Annotated in this window: 13 protein-coding genes; 6 read left to right on the forward strand and 7 right to left on the reverse strand. The window is 66.8% G+C overall.

Annotation, left to right across the window (positions count from 1 at the left end; all coding sequences use genetic code 11):
* Nucleotides 1–6 precede the first annotated feature (6 nt).
* From cobS to AABA51_RS10490, 3 genes are all read left to right on the forward strand, one after another.
* Nucleotides 7–993 carry a cobaltochelatase subunit CobS gene (cobS, locus tag AABA51_RS10480; protein WP_338271755.1) on the forward strand — a complete coding sequence of 329 codons (987 nt, stop codon included), beginning with the start codon at nt 7–9 and terminating at the stop codon, nt 991–993.
* Nucleotides 994–1,085: 92 nt separating this feature from the next.
* The gene (locus tag AABA51_RS10485) at nt 1,086–1,532 is read left to right on the forward strand and encodes a thermonuclease family protein (RefSeq protein WP_338271756.1); all 447 of its coding nucleotides are present in this window, start codon (nt 1,086–1,088) and stop codon (nt 1,530–1,532) included.
* A gap of 76 nt (nt 1,533–1,608) precedes the next feature.
* The gene (locus AABA51_RS10490) at nt 1,609–2,547 is read left to right on the forward strand and encodes a threonine/serine dehydratase (protein ID WP_338271758.1); all 939 of its coding nucleotides are present in this window, start codon (nt 1,609–1,611) and stop codon (nt 2,545–2,547) included.
* 350 nt (nt 2,548–2,897) lie between these two features.
* Here AABA51_RS10490 and AABA51_RS10495 read toward each other — a convergent pair whose 3' ends face one another.
* The 4 genes from AABA51_RS10495 to AABA51_RS10510 form a co-directional block, all read right to left on the reverse strand.
* The gene (locus tag AABA51_RS10495; RefSeq protein ID WP_338271760.1) at nt 2,898–3,716 is read right to left on the reverse strand and encodes an enoyl-CoA hydratase/isomerase family protein; all 819 of its coding nucleotides are present in this window, start codon (nt 3,714–3,716) and stop codon (nt 2,898–2,900) included.
* 27 nt (nt 3,717–3,743) lie between these two features.
* The gene (locus tag AABA51_RS10500; RefSeq protein WP_338271762.1) at nt 3,744–5,111 is read right to left on the reverse strand and encodes an MmgE/PrpD family protein; all 1,368 of its coding nucleotides are present in this window, start codon (nt 5,109–5,111) and stop codon (nt 3,744–3,746) included.
* 4 nt (nt 5,112–5,115) lie between these two features.
* A complete protein-coding gene (locus AABA51_RS10505) occupies nt 5,116–5,904 on the reverse strand; it encodes an SDR family NAD(P)-dependent oxidoreductase (protein WP_338271764.1) in 789 nt (262 codons plus the stop codon).
* A gap of 103 nt (nt 5,905–6,007) precedes the next feature.
* Nucleotides 6,008–6,937 (reverse strand): LysR substrate-binding domain-containing protein, encoded by a 930-nt coding sequence (locus tag AABA51_RS10510; protein ID WP_338271766.1) that lies wholly within the window; start codon nt 6,935–6,937, stop codon nt 6,008–6,010.
* A 115-nt stretch (nt 6,938–7,052) separates the two neighbouring features.
* Between AABA51_RS10510 and AABA51_RS10515 the strand changes: the two genes are divergently transcribed.
* The gene (locus AABA51_RS10515; RefSeq protein ID WP_338271768.1) at nt 7,053–8,168 is read left to right on the forward strand and encodes an AbrB family transcriptional regulator; all 1,116 of its coding nucleotides are present in this window, start codon (nt 7,053–7,055) and stop codon (nt 8,166–8,168) included.
* Nucleotides 8,165–9,160, forward strand: a complete 996-nt coding sequence (locus AABA51_RS10520) for a D-2-hydroxyacid dehydrogenase family protein (RefSeq protein WP_338271769.1) — start codon at nt 8,165–8,167, stop codon at nt 9,158–9,160. Before AABA51_RS10515 ends, AABA51_RS10520 begins: the two co-directional genes overlap by 4 nt.
* Before the next feature lie 52 nt (nt 9,161–9,212).
* Here the strand turns inward: AABA51_RS10520 and AABA51_RS10525 are convergent, their stop codons facing one another.
* The 3 genes from AABA51_RS10525 to AABA51_RS10535 form a co-directional block, all read right to left on the reverse strand.
* Nucleotides 9,213–10,166, reverse strand: coding sequence for a Bug family tripartite tricarboxylate transporter substrate binding protein (locus AABA51_RS10525; RefSeq protein ID WP_338271770.1), 954 nt, complete (start codon nt 10,164–10,166; stop codon nt 9,213–9,215).
* Between the two features lie 72 nt (nt 10,167–10,238).
* Complete coding sequence (locus tag AABA51_RS10530) at nt 10,239–11,771, reverse strand: tripartite tricarboxylate transporter permease (RefSeq protein ID WP_338271771.1); 1,533 nt, start codon at nt 11,769–11,771, stop codon at nt 10,239–10,241.
* Nucleotides 11,771–12,262, reverse strand: a complete 492-nt coding sequence (locus AABA51_RS10535) for a tripartite tricarboxylate transporter TctB family protein (protein ID WP_338271773.1) — start codon at nt 12,260–12,262, stop codon at nt 11,771–11,773. Before AABA51_RS10535 ends, AABA51_RS10530 begins: the two co-directional genes overlap by 1 nt.
* Before the next feature lie 124 nt (nt 12,263–12,386).
* On the opposite strand from AABA51_RS10535, the gene AABA51_RS10540 reads away from it, so the two are divergent.
* Entirely contained in the window at nt 12,387–12,800 is a 414-nt protein-coding gene (locus tag AABA51_RS10540; protein ID WP_338271775.1) for a PaaI family thioesterase, read from the forward strand.

Below are 12,800 nucleotides of genomic sequence, written 5' to 3' on the forward strand. Positions count from 1 at the left end.
GACTTCATGGCAGACGGCAGCTTGAGCATGGACGCGAAACCGACCGAGGAAATCTCGGTCCGCGAGGTGTTCGGCATCGACACCGACATGAAGGTCAAGGGCTTTGCCGACCGCACCGACCGCGTGCCGGAGCTCGACAGCACCTACAAGTTCGATCCCGACACCACGATGGCGATCCTTGCAGGCTTTGGCTACAACCGCCGCGTCATGATCCAGGGCTATCACGGGACCGGCAAGTCGACCCATATCGAACAGGTCGCGGCCCGCCTGAACTGGCCCGCCGTGCGCGTGAACCTCGACAGCCACATCAGCCGGATCGACCTGATCGGCAAGGATGCGATCAAGCTGCGCGACGGCAAGCAGGTCACCGAATTCCACGAAGGCATCCTGCCCTGGGCGCTGCGCAACCCCGTCGCCATCGTCTTCGACGAATACGACGCGGGCCGCGCCGACGTGATGTTCGTGATCCAGCGGGTTCTGGAACATGATGGCAAGCTGACGCTTCTCGACCAGAACGAGATCATCACGCCGCACAAGTATTTCCGTTTGTTTGCAACGGCCAACACCGTGGGCCTTGGCGATACGACGGGCCTTTACCACGGGGTGCAGCAGATCAACCAGGCGCAGATGGACCGTTGGTCGCTGGTGGCCACGCTGAACTACCTGCGCCATGATGCCGAGGCCGCGATCGTTCTGGCCAAGAACCCGCATTACAACACGGAAAAAGGGCGCAAGACCGTGGGCCAGATGGTGACGGTCGCCGATCTGACGCGCACGGCCTTCATGAATGGCGAGCTGTCGACCGTCATGTCGCCGCGCACGGTCATCACCTGGGCGCAGAATGCCGAGATCTTCCGGGATGTGGGCTATGCGTTCCGGCTGTCCTTCCTCAACAAATGCGACGAGCTGGAGCGGCAGACGGTGGCCGAATTCTACCAGCGCTGCTTTGACGAGGAATTGCCGGAAAGTGCCGCGAGCATGAGCCTCGGCTGACGGGGGTGGCACGGGACAAACCGTGCCCAAACCGTTAACCAAAGGTTAATTTTTCGCTCGACAGGTTAAGACTTCGTGCCCATGTAGCGGGCATGAAAAGGATTTTTTCACCTATCGTCCTGCTGGTGCTGATCCTCGGGTTCGGCGGGCTGTCGCTGCCAATGTCCCCGGCCATGGCGAGCAGCGATACGCCCCCATGCGTCGTCGTCCGGGTGGTCGATGGCGACACCGTCGATCTGGACTGCCTGGGCGAAGGACGCTTCCGCGCGCGGCTGACGGGCTATGACACGCCCGAGACCCACAACCCCCGCTGTGCGGCGGAGGCAGTCCATGGGCAGGCGGCGACGCGGCGGCTGAGGGCGCTGGTCGCGGATGCGCGCGCGCTCGAGGCGCGGCTGGGCCGGTGGGACCGCTACGAGCGGCGTCTGGTGCAGCTGTCGGTCGATGGGCGCGACGTGGGCCAGCGGCTGATCGCGGAGGGGCTGGCGCTGCCTTATGACGGCGGGCGCAGGCCCGATTGGTGCGCGCACCTGCGCTGAAGCGGCTGTTCGGTCTGCGCGCCCGTGATGAGGCGCGGTTGACCGCGACCGGGGCTCGGTCCATCGTCGCGCCATCATGACATATCCCACGCCAGACGACATCACAGCCGCCGCCGCCCGGATCGCGGGCCGCGTGCGCCAGACGCCCATCCTGACGGTGGAGGGGGCAGCGCTTGGCCTGCCCTGCCCCGTCACGCTGAAACTGGAACAGACGCAGGTCACCGGATCCTTCAAGGTGCGGGGCGCGTTCAACACGATGCTGGCCGCCGATGTGCCCGCGGCGGGCGTGGTCGCGGCCTCGGGCGGGAACCATGGCGCGGCGGTCGCCTATGCGGCGACGGAATTGGGGCACCGATCCCTGATCTTTGTCCCGAAAGCCATCGCCAAGGAGGAAAAGCTGCGCCGGATGCGGATGTTCGGGGGCGAGGTCATCCTGACCGAGGGCGCGGTCGCCGATTGCATGGCCGCCTATGCCGCCCATGCGGAGACCACGGGGGCGCTGTCGGTCCATCCCTATGACACATTTCCGACGCTGGCGGGCCAGGGCACCATCGCGCGCGAGATCGAGGCGCAGATGGGCGGGATCGACACGATCCTGGTCGCAACCGGCGGGGGCGGATTGATCGGCGGCGTGGCCGCATGGATGCGCGACCGGGTCAAGGTCGTGTCGGTCGAAACCCATGACACCAACACGCTCGAACGCTCGCTGCGCGAGGGACCCGAGTTCAGCGCGAGCCCATCGGGCATTGCGGCCAGTTCGCTGGGTGGGCCACGGCTGGGCGTGATGTCCTACGCGGTGATCCGCGATTTCGTCGACCAGGCGGTCCTGGTGGAGGATGCCGCCGTTTTCGACGCCGCCCGCCGCCTGTGGGAGGGCACGCGCCTGATCGGAGAGCCGGGCGCGGCCGTGGCGCTGGCGGCGCTCACCTCGGGCGCTTACGTGCCGGAGCGGGGGGAACGGGTCTGCGTGGTGCTTTGCGGCGGGAATGCGGAGCCGGATTGGTTTGGGGGGTGAGGGCGAAGAGCTGCAAGCGACAGGGAGCAGCACGCCCCCCAACGCGGCGACCTCCGCTCGGGACGGCTGCGCCGAAACGCCGGGGCATGACTCCCCCCAGCATCAAGGCTGATGCGCGGAGGCGGGCTTGGGTATCGCTGCGATCATGTATTGGCGGTGCACGACCCGACCGGGAAAGCGGCGGGGCAGATCGGCCTGTGCGGGGTGCATCGCGGGCGCGCCCTACATGATGACCTCGGGCGCTGACGTGCCGGAGCCGGGGAGAGCGGGTCTGCGGGGGGCATGCGCCCCGGGCATTTGGCGGGGGTGCGGGCGGTCCGGTTATTGCGGGCGGCAGGAACCGCCCCTGTTCAGGTGGAGGGGCCGGCCTTTTCGAGGAATGCCTCGACCGCGTCGCGGTGGCCCTTGGTCGTGTAGCAGATCGCCTGCGCCTGGCGGCCCAGGGCAAACACTTCTTCGTCCGAGCTTTCGAAGCTCTTGTCGAGGATCGCCTTGGTCAGGGCCACGGCGGCGGGTGTGCCTTGGGTGAGGTCGGCCGCCCATGCGACGCAAGCGGGCAGAAGCGCATCGGGAGCCACGACCCGGTCGACAAGACCGATCGCCAGCGCCTCGTCGGTTTCGACGACGCGGCCCGTCAGGATCAATTCCTTGGCCCGTGACAGCCCGACGCGACGGGGCAGGAAATACATGCCGCCCCCATCCGAGACGAGGCCGCGCTTGAGAAAGCTCATCGACATCTTGGCGCCCTGGGAGGCCACGATGAAATCGCAGGCCATCGCCATGTCGAGACCCAGACCGAAGGCCGCCCCGTTGAGCGCCGCGATCACCGGCTTGCTGCATCCATGGATGACGGAGATGCCGCGATGGGTCTGTTTCTGGCGGGTCCAGCCGTTGAAGGCCACTTCGTCCTGTGGGGCATCGAGGCGGGCGCGCATGCCGCCGATATCGCCGCCGGAACAAAATCCCTTGCCCGATCCGGTGAGGATCACGGCGCGGACATCGGCTGTCCGATCGGCCCAGTCGAAGGCGGCGATCAATTCCTGCCGCATCTGGTCGTTGATCGCGTTGCGCACTTCGGGCCGGTTCAGCCTGATGATCGCGGCACTCCCCCGCATTTCGATCTCGACATGGGCGAAGGACGGGGTGCCATGGGGTGTCTGGTCGGTCATCGTGTCTTGATCCTGTGTTGATGCATCTCAGGCCGTGGCCGGGCGGCGTCCGGTCAGCGGCACGGCCCCCGGCAGATCGCCCGAGGACATGACAGTATCCTTGAGACGGCGGGCATCATCCGCCGCCAGCACGCCCAGGGCCAATTCATCGTATTTCGCGAAAAGCTCCGCATCGCTCAGCGGATCGTCGGGGTCGCCCTTGCGGGTCGGTTGGAAATGATCGAGCACCGTCCCGTCGGTCAGCGTCACCTGCAGCCGCGCCTGACGCCGCCCGGGATAGGCGGCGGCAATGGCGGGATCTTCGGTCACGCGCACGCGCGGCATGAAGGCGCGCAGATCGGCGCGCGCCAGAGCCTCGGGGGCGAAAGCCGCCAACCGCACACCGCCCATGTGGAGAAGCGCCGCCGTGCAATATTGCACGCTGAAGCGGGCGTCGCGTGCGCTGTTGACCTCCATCCGGTCGCAGATCGACTTGGTCGGGCCATAGCCCGCCACCTCGACCTGCGCGACATCCTCGGGGGCGAAGTCGACCTGCGCCTGCAGCGCACGCAACCCGTCGAGGGTGGGAAAGATATGCCCGCAGCAGCCATGGTTCTTGTAGGTCATGCGCGAGATCGGGGTCCAGTCGCCCAGTCCCGCCAAGGCCCTGTTCCAATCGCCGGTGCCGTCGCTGGTGGCCGCCGCATAACCGTGCGGGGCATGCAGGCTGTCGGGCGAGCCGGTTATGCCCGCCGCTGCCGCAAGTCCCGCCAGCACGCCCGCCTCTGCCGCATGACCGCAATGCAGCGGCTTGGTCAGGCCCTGGCCCTGGAGGTTTTCCTGATGCCCGCCCGCAAAGCTCGAAGCGATGGCGATGGCATGTCCGATGCCTGTCGCGTCGCAGCCCTTGAGCATCGCGGTCGAGACCGCCGCCCCCATCGTGCCCACCGTGGCCGTGATGTGCCAGTCGCGGTAATGGCTGGGCTGCAAGGCCATGGCGATCCGGCAGCCGACCTCGTAGCCGCCGATGACGGCGCGGTGGAATGCGTCGGCATCGACGCCTTCGGCCTGGGCCACGGCCAGCGCCGCCGAGATCGTCGGGCTGCCCGCGTGGTAGCCGCCGTCGCGGTAGATGTCGTCGAACTCGACCGTGTGGCTGGCCGTGCCGTTGATCAGCGCAGCAAAGCGCGCCGATCCGGTCGGGCCGCCGGTATAGGCGACGGCGGATCCCGACCCACGGTCGGCGGCCAGGGCATGGGCGAGGGTCACGGCGGGCCCCTCGATACAGCCCGGCAGCATGGAGGCGAACCAGTCGAGCACCGCGCGGCGCGTGTCGTGGCGCAGCGCGGGCGCGATGTCGCGGTGGCGCCATGCCTCTGCCGCCTGCGCCAGGAGGATCAGGGGGTTGCCGTCCATGCCCCTAGCCCCGCTTCAGCACGAGGCCGCCATCGACGGGCAAGAGCACGCCGGTGACATACCTGGCCTCGTCCGAGGCGAGGAAGACGGCCGCATTGGCCACATCCCAGGCCTCGCCCATGAAGCCCATGGGCACCAGCGCGTCGCGTTCTGCGCGGATCTCGTCCCGGGAGCGCCCCTGTTCCTGCGCGCGCCGTTCGATCGCCATCGGCGTGTCGATCAACCCCGGCAGGATCGCATTGGCCCGGATGCCGAAGCGCGCATTCTCGCCCGCGACATGCTGGGTGAAGGTATTCACCGCGCCTTTGGACGTCTTGTAGGTCACGGTCGGGCGCAAGGACAGCGACGCGGTGGAGGAGATGTTGATGATCGACCCCGCGCGGCGGGCGCGCATCGACGGCAGCGCCGCCTTGACCAGCATGAACATGCTCTTGAGGTTGAGCGTCATGATCCGGTCCCAGACATCGGCATCGAGATCGGGGGTGGCGCGGTCGCCCTTGGAAAGGCCCACGTTGTTGTGCAGCACATCGATCCGCCCGAAGCGGTCCAGTGTCTGCGCGATGACCGCCTGACAGGCGGTCTCGTCCGTCACGTCGGCCTGAACCACCAGCGCATCGCCACCGATCAGGGCGCGCGTATCCTCGGCCCAGTCGCGATTGATGTCGACCAGAACGCAGGTCGCGCCTTCCTCGGCAAAGCGGATCGCGGTCGCGCGTCCATTGCCGGGTGTGGCGCCCGGTTGCTGCCCCGCGCCCGTCACGATGGCGATCTTGCCCTTGAGGCGCTCGGCCATGCCCTGCCCTTCCCTAACCAATCTGAGGTCAGTTTATCAGGGGCAAACGCCCCTTAGACCTGAGCTTAGGTCAGGCTCGGCAAAGCGCCGGTCTGATCCGGCCTCAGGTCTTGTCGGCACTGCCCGAGCGGAAGAATTCGCGCGGCTGGCCCACCTGGTCGAGAAGCCAGTCGATGAAGCGCTTGGTCTTGACCCCGACCGAGACGGTCGTGGGCCAGATCACGTAGAACCCCGCCCCGGTCGGCAGACGCATGTCGAGCGGACGCACCAATTTGCCCTCCGCGATCACATCGTCGAGCAGACCCAACTGACCGATGGCCAGCCCAAAGCCCTGCTGTGCGGCCGAATAGGTCAGGAGCGATGTCTCGAAATCCGTGCCCCGGTTCGTATCGAGGTCAAGGCCCACGTCGCGCGCCCAGTATTCCCAAGCCCGGCGGCGGTAATGCGAATGCAAGAGATCGCCCCGCACGACATCGGCCGGCTGTGACAGGCCCCCGATGGACATCAGGTAGTCGCGGCTGCAGACCACGTCGACTTCCTCGTCCCAGAGCTTGCGGCTGCGCGCGTCGCGCCAATCATCGCGCCCCAGTTGCAAGGCCACATCCAGATGGGTGCCGCGAAAATCGAGCGGTTCCACACGGGTGTCGAAGCGCACGCGGATATCGGGATGCTTGCGGGTGAAATCCATCAGCTTGGGCATCAGCCAGTAATGCGCGACCGTGGGGTGGATGCGCAGGTTCACCGTTCCCTCGGTTTCGTGGCTGATCATGCGTTCGGTCGCCCGTTCGAGATCATCGAAGAGACCCGATATTTCCTGACCGAAGGCGCGGCCCACATCCGTCAGCTTGGCCGACCGCACACCGCGTTCGAAGAGGCTTACGTCCAGAAAATCCTCGAGGATCGCGATCTGCCTGCTGATCGCGACCTGGCTGACGCCCAGTTCGCGGGCCGCCGCGGTGAAGGTCTTGTGGCGCGAGGCGACGGCAAAGGACCGCAGCGGGTTGAGCGGCAGGTTGATGCGGCGGCGTTGCATGATCTGAGGTTATCCTTCCGCAATTTCTTGGCGGTCATCTTAAGTTCAGGTCAGGCTAGACTTCGCGCCGGATCAGCGTCAAGCCAACCCTGCGTCGACGCGAGCGAGACTTGGAATGACGGATGGCATGCAAAGGGCGCGGGCGGACGCGCCTGCACCGCGGGGCGGGCGGTCGGTGCCGGGCCTTTTGGCCCTGCTGACGCTATCGGCGCTGGCCGGGTGGCTTTTCGACCGGCTTGGCGCGCCCTTGCCGTGGATGATCGGGCCGCTGATCGTGACGGCCATCGTCTTCATGACGCTCGCCCCCGCCATCACGGTCCCGGCCACGATCCGGCCCGGGGCGCAGATCGTGGTGGCGACACAGGTGGGCCTGGCCTTTTCGCCCGATGCGTTCCAGATGCTGGCCGAGCTGGCCCCGGTGATGGTCGGCATGGCGCTGACGACCGGCGTCTGCGTCGTGATCGTGTCCTATGCCCTGATGCGCCTGACCGGCCAGAAGTTTTCGCAAGCTTTCCTGTCCACGGTCCCGACAAGCCCGGTCGAAGCCGCCAACATGGCACAGGACGCGGGCATGCCGGTGACGCCGGTGATCTTGTCGCAAACCCTGCGGCTGGCGCTTGTGGTGATCACGGTGCCCTTTGCGCTTTATGCCGTCGAGGGCTGGCCCGCGGGCCAGCGCCCGGTCATCACGCTTGCGGCACCGGACCCTTTGGGCATGGCGCTGTTGGTCCTGATGGGGGTGGTGGGCGCCTGGGGGTTCAAGCGGCTGCGGATCGCCAATCCCAATTTCCTGGGGCCTTTGGCCGTCGCGGCAGGCATCGCGGCCACCGGTCACGCGCCCGCGCCCTTTCCGCCGCTGGTGCTTGCGCTGGCGCAGGTGGTGCTGGGCACATGGCTTGGCGCGACCTTCCGGCGCGATTTCCTGACCACGGCCCTGGCGCAGACGGTGACAAGCCTTGCCTCGTCGCTGGTGCTCTTGGCGCTGTGTTCGGCCTGTGCGGTGGGGATCGCCGCGCTCGCGGGCGTCAACTGGCAGGTGCTGGTTCTGGGCGCGGCCCCCGGCGGTGTCGTGGAAATGGCGCTGACCGCGAAATTTCTCGCGCAGAATGTCGTGCTGATCACGACGTTCCATCTGGTGCGGATCTTCATCTTCATCCCCAACATTCCGTGGATCGTCCGGATGATCCTGCGTTGGGAAAACCGTCGAAACGACAGGGAGAAACCGACATGACCCCCCATCGCCCCCTACCCGTCGGGCGCAAGGCCCGCATCGCCGTGCTGGACGATTACATGGGGGTCGCCCATCGGCTGGCCGATTGGGACCGTCTTGCCGATCGGGCCGAGGTGACATTTCTGACCAAGGCCATCGCCCCCGAGGCGCTGGTGGCCACCTTGGCCCCCTATGATGCGATCTGCCTGCTGCGCGAGCGCACCGACTTTCCCGGCGACGTGCTGCGCGCGCTGCCGAACCTCAAGGCGATCGCGGCGACCGGTCGGCAGAACCGCACGCTCGACAGCGCGACCGCCGCCGAACTGGGCATCCCGGTGATGACGACGGATGGCAGCGGCAATGGCGTCTATGCCACGGTGGAACTGGCCTGGGGTCTGATCCTGGGCCTTGCACGCCATATCCCCGAGGAATCGGCGGCGATGCGCGCGGGCGGCTGGCAGACGCGGCTCGGCCATGCACTTTATGGCCGGACACTGGGTCTGGTCGGCCTGGGCAAGCTTGGCTCGCGGATGGCGATGGTTGCGCGCGCCTTCGGGATGGAAGTCATCGCCTGGAGCCCGAACCTGACGCCCGAGCGCGCCGAGGCCGGTGGCGCGACCCATGCCGACAAGGCGACGCTGTTCGCAACGGCCGACATCGTGTCGCTTCACCTGGTGCTGGGGCCAAGCACGCGCGGCATCGTGGGGGCCGCCGATATCGCGCGGATGCAACCCCACGCCCTGCTGATCAACACGGCGCGCGGACCGCTGGTGGACGAGGCCGCGCTGCGCCAAGCCTTGCAGGACGGGCGGATCGCGGGGGCGGGCATCGATGTCTATGACCGCGAACCCCTGCCTTCGGACGCGCCGATCCGGACCACGCCCCGCACATTGTTGACCCCGCACCTTGGCTATGCGGTGCAGGAAACATTCGAAAGCTTCTACCGGCAGACGGTCGAAAACCTTGACGGTTGGCTGGACGGAGCGCCGCGCCGGCTGCTGTCCACGACGTGAAAGGGCCGGCCCCCGCAAGGACCGGCCCCTTCCTCGTCTTTCCGGCTGGGGGTTACTGGCCGATGCCGCGCGCCTCGGCCAGATCGGCCCAGATCTGCAGGTCGCGCAGGTAGACCTCGCGGAATTCGGTCGGCGACAAGTCACCGGCCAGCGCGTAATTGTCCGTCAGGAGCGCCTGCATCGAGTCCGTCGCCATGGCGGTGGCGAAATCGGCGTTGATGCGGTCGGCCAGCGCGGGATCCATGCCGCCGGGGCCAAAGAGCGCGACCCAGCCTTGCAGTTCCACACCCTCGATCCCGGCTTCGCCGCTCGACTGGATGTCGGGCAGCAGCGAGAAGCGTTCGGGCGCGAGGACCGCCAGGGCCTTGACGCGGCCGTCGTTCACATAGGGCATGACGCTGGCCGTGGTCGAAATGTAGGTGTCGCTGTGGCCGCCCATCATGTTGGTCTGCGCCTCGCCGCCGCCGGAGAAATGGATCACCTCGGCGGGCAGATCGGCGGCCTGGATCAGCAATTCGGACATGAAGTGGCTGGAGCTGCCGGGACCGGCGGTGCCAAGGAACATCGGGCGTTCCTGCGCCTCGGCCAGAAAGCCGGTCAGGTCATTGGACTGCACATTGGCCCCGCCGACCAGGACATAGGGGCTGGTGATCAGGAGCGAGATGGGGGTCACATCCTCGATCGGGTCGTATTGCAGTTCGGCCTGGATGGCGGGGGCGGTCGTGATCGCGGCGGTGTTGATCAGCAGCGTATGGCCATCGGGTTCGGCCTGCGTCATCGCCGTGGTGCCGATCATGGAACCCGCACCGGAGCGGTTTTCCACCACCACGGGCTGGCCCCAGATCTGTTCCAGCTCGATGGCGATGGACCGCGCGGTCAGGTCGGTGGACCCGCCGGTGCCATAGGGCACGATGATCGTGACAGGTCCGGTCGGGAACGTGTCTTGCGCGAACGCCGCGGTCGTCGTCAAAAGCGCGCCGAGCGCTGCGGCTGCCAGGGTCTTCATGGGGTGGTCTCCTCCTCCGGTTGAACTTTCACGCGTCTGCGTGTCGAGACGGTTCAGGGGTCCGCGCCCTCCTCAGCGCTTGCCCCCGACCGATGTGTGAGCCGCTGCGGCCAGACGGCGGCGGTGGCGCTGCACCGCCCCAAAAACCGTCCAGACCAACATCAACGCGGCCAATGCCAGCACAGTGCCCGCCATCGGGCGTTCAAGGATCGCGGTGAAATCGCCGCGCGCCAGCACCATCGCGCGGCGGAACTGGATCTCGAGCAGGGGGCCGAGCACGAACCCCAGCAGCAAGGGGGCCGCAGGCAGGCTGGCCAGCCGCATGGCATAGCCCAGCACCCCAAAGCCCAACACCATCAGCACGTCTGCGGGATTGGTGCGCACGCTGTAGGCCCCGATGCAGATGAACACGAGAATGGCGGGATAGAGATAGTGATAGGGCACCAGCAACAACCGCACCCAAAGACCGATCAGCGGCAGGTTCAGCACCAAAAGGAGCAGGTTGCCGATCCAGAAGCTCATGATGAGCCCCCAGAACAGCGCGGGTTGCTGCACGATCAGCGTCGGCCCCGGCTGGATGCCGTGAACCATCAGCGCGCCCAGCATCAGCGCCATGGTGGCGCTGCCCGGAATGCCCAGCGTCAGGGTCGGGATAAAGGCTGTCTGATCGGCGGAATTGTTGGCCGTCTCGGGCGCGACGATGCCTTCGATAGCCCCTGTGCCGAAGCGTTCGGGGGTCTTGGACACGCGCTTTTCGACGGCATAGGCCATGAAGGCCGCGATCGAGGGTCCGGTGCCCGGCAGCGCGCCGAAGAAGGCCCCGATGGAGGATCCGCGCAGGCCCGGCATCCAGGACCGGCGCCAGTCGTCGCGGGTGGGCATCATGTTCTTCCACTTGGCGCTCGACTTGTCGATCTTGTCGCTGCGCGCGGCACCGACCGAGGACAGGATCTCGCCGATGCCGAACAGGCCCATGGCCATTGCGCTGATGCCGAAACCGTCCAGAAGGCTCATGGAGCCGAAGGTGAAGCGCGCCGCCCCGCTCTGGCTGTCGGTGCCCACGGTCGCGATCAGCATGCCGAGGATCACCATGGCCAAGCCCTTGGCGGGCGAGGCATTGGCGATGGTCGAGGCCGCCACAAGACCAAGCACCATCAGCGCGAAATATTCCGCCGGGCCGAAGGTCAGCGCGTAATCGGCGATGATGGGGGAAAACAGGCTCAGGATGATGATGCCGATGGACCCGCCCGCGAAGGACGCGATGGTGGTCATGAACAGCGCAACCCCCGCCCGCCCCTGCTGGGCCATCGGATAGCCGTCGAGGCAGGTCACCGCCGAGGAGGTCGCCCCGGGGATGTTGAGCAGGATCGATGCGGTCGACCCGCCATAGGTCGTTCCGTAATAGATGCCCGCCAGCATGATGAGCGCTGCGGTGGGATCGAGGTAGAAGGTGATGGGAAACAGCATCGAGATCGCGGCCAGCGGACCGACGCCGGGGATCACGCCCACGAACGTGCCGAGAAACACGCCCAGGAAACAGAACAGCAGGTTGGTCGGCGAGAGCGCCGTTTCCAGGCCGAGGGCGAAATTCGCGAGCAGTTCCATCAGAACGGCCAGTCGAAAGCCGGCATGCTCAACCGCAGACCCGCGATGAAGACACCCCAGGTGAGCGCCGCCATGGCAGCCCCCAGAAGGAGCGCGCGGCTGGCCGAGAGCTTGACCTCTGCAAGGGTGGCGATGACCGTCGTGACCATGACCGCAGGCACCAGCCCGAAGGGCTCGATCATCAGCGCAAAGGCCAGAACGGCCGCCGACAGGAACACCATCGGCCGCAGGCGCAGATTGGCGGCCTCGCCCCGCTGACCCCACGCAGGCAGGGCAATAGCAAGGCCGAAGGCCGCGAGGATCACGCCAAGCGACACGGGCATCATGCCCGGTCCCATTCTTGACACCGTTCCCAGCGCATAATGCGACAGCGCATAGAGCGCCGCCCCGGTCCCGGCGAGGATCAGAAACAGGCCTGCAAAGATGTCACGGTAATTGCGATCCAGCACCGCCGTACTCCCCTCCGGCAGGGGCAAGGCCCCGTTGATCATGACCTTCGAGCCATCCCGCCCCGCGCACAACATGCGAAATAGCGGGCGAGCATAACAAACGGTAAGGCTCAAGCCACGGGGAGCATGGCTTGCCTGCCGCGCCGTCGCGCGCAACAAGACGGGCATGGAACAGGATCTGATCGCCGCGGGATGGACGCTCGACCCCGATGACGGGTTCGTCGGGCATGTGGGGGGGCTTTGGCGGCGCGAAGTCGGCGCGGATACGCAGGTCGCCTTCATCGCGCGCCCCTTCCATGCGAACCGCAACGGGGTGGTGCATGGGGGCATGTTGATGACCTTCATCGACCGCGCCATGGGCCAGAGGGCCCGCAAGGTCACGGGTGCGGTGCGTGGCGCGACGGTCAGCCTCACGCACCAGTTCCTTGCCCCTGTCCGCATCGGCGATCTGGTCGTGATGACGCCGGAGGTGGTTCGCCAGACATCGAAAATGGTGTTCCTGACCGGCACGGCCCATGTCGGCGAGGAACCCGTGGTGCAGGCGCAGGGCGTCTGGCGCGTGACCTTCAGCGTCCCGTGA

The sequence above is a fragment of the Roseicyclus marinus genome (genome assembly GCF_036322625.1).
GTDB lineage: Bacteria > Pseudomonadota > Alphaproteobacteria > Rhodobacterales > Rhodobacteraceae > Roseicyclus > Roseicyclus marinus_A.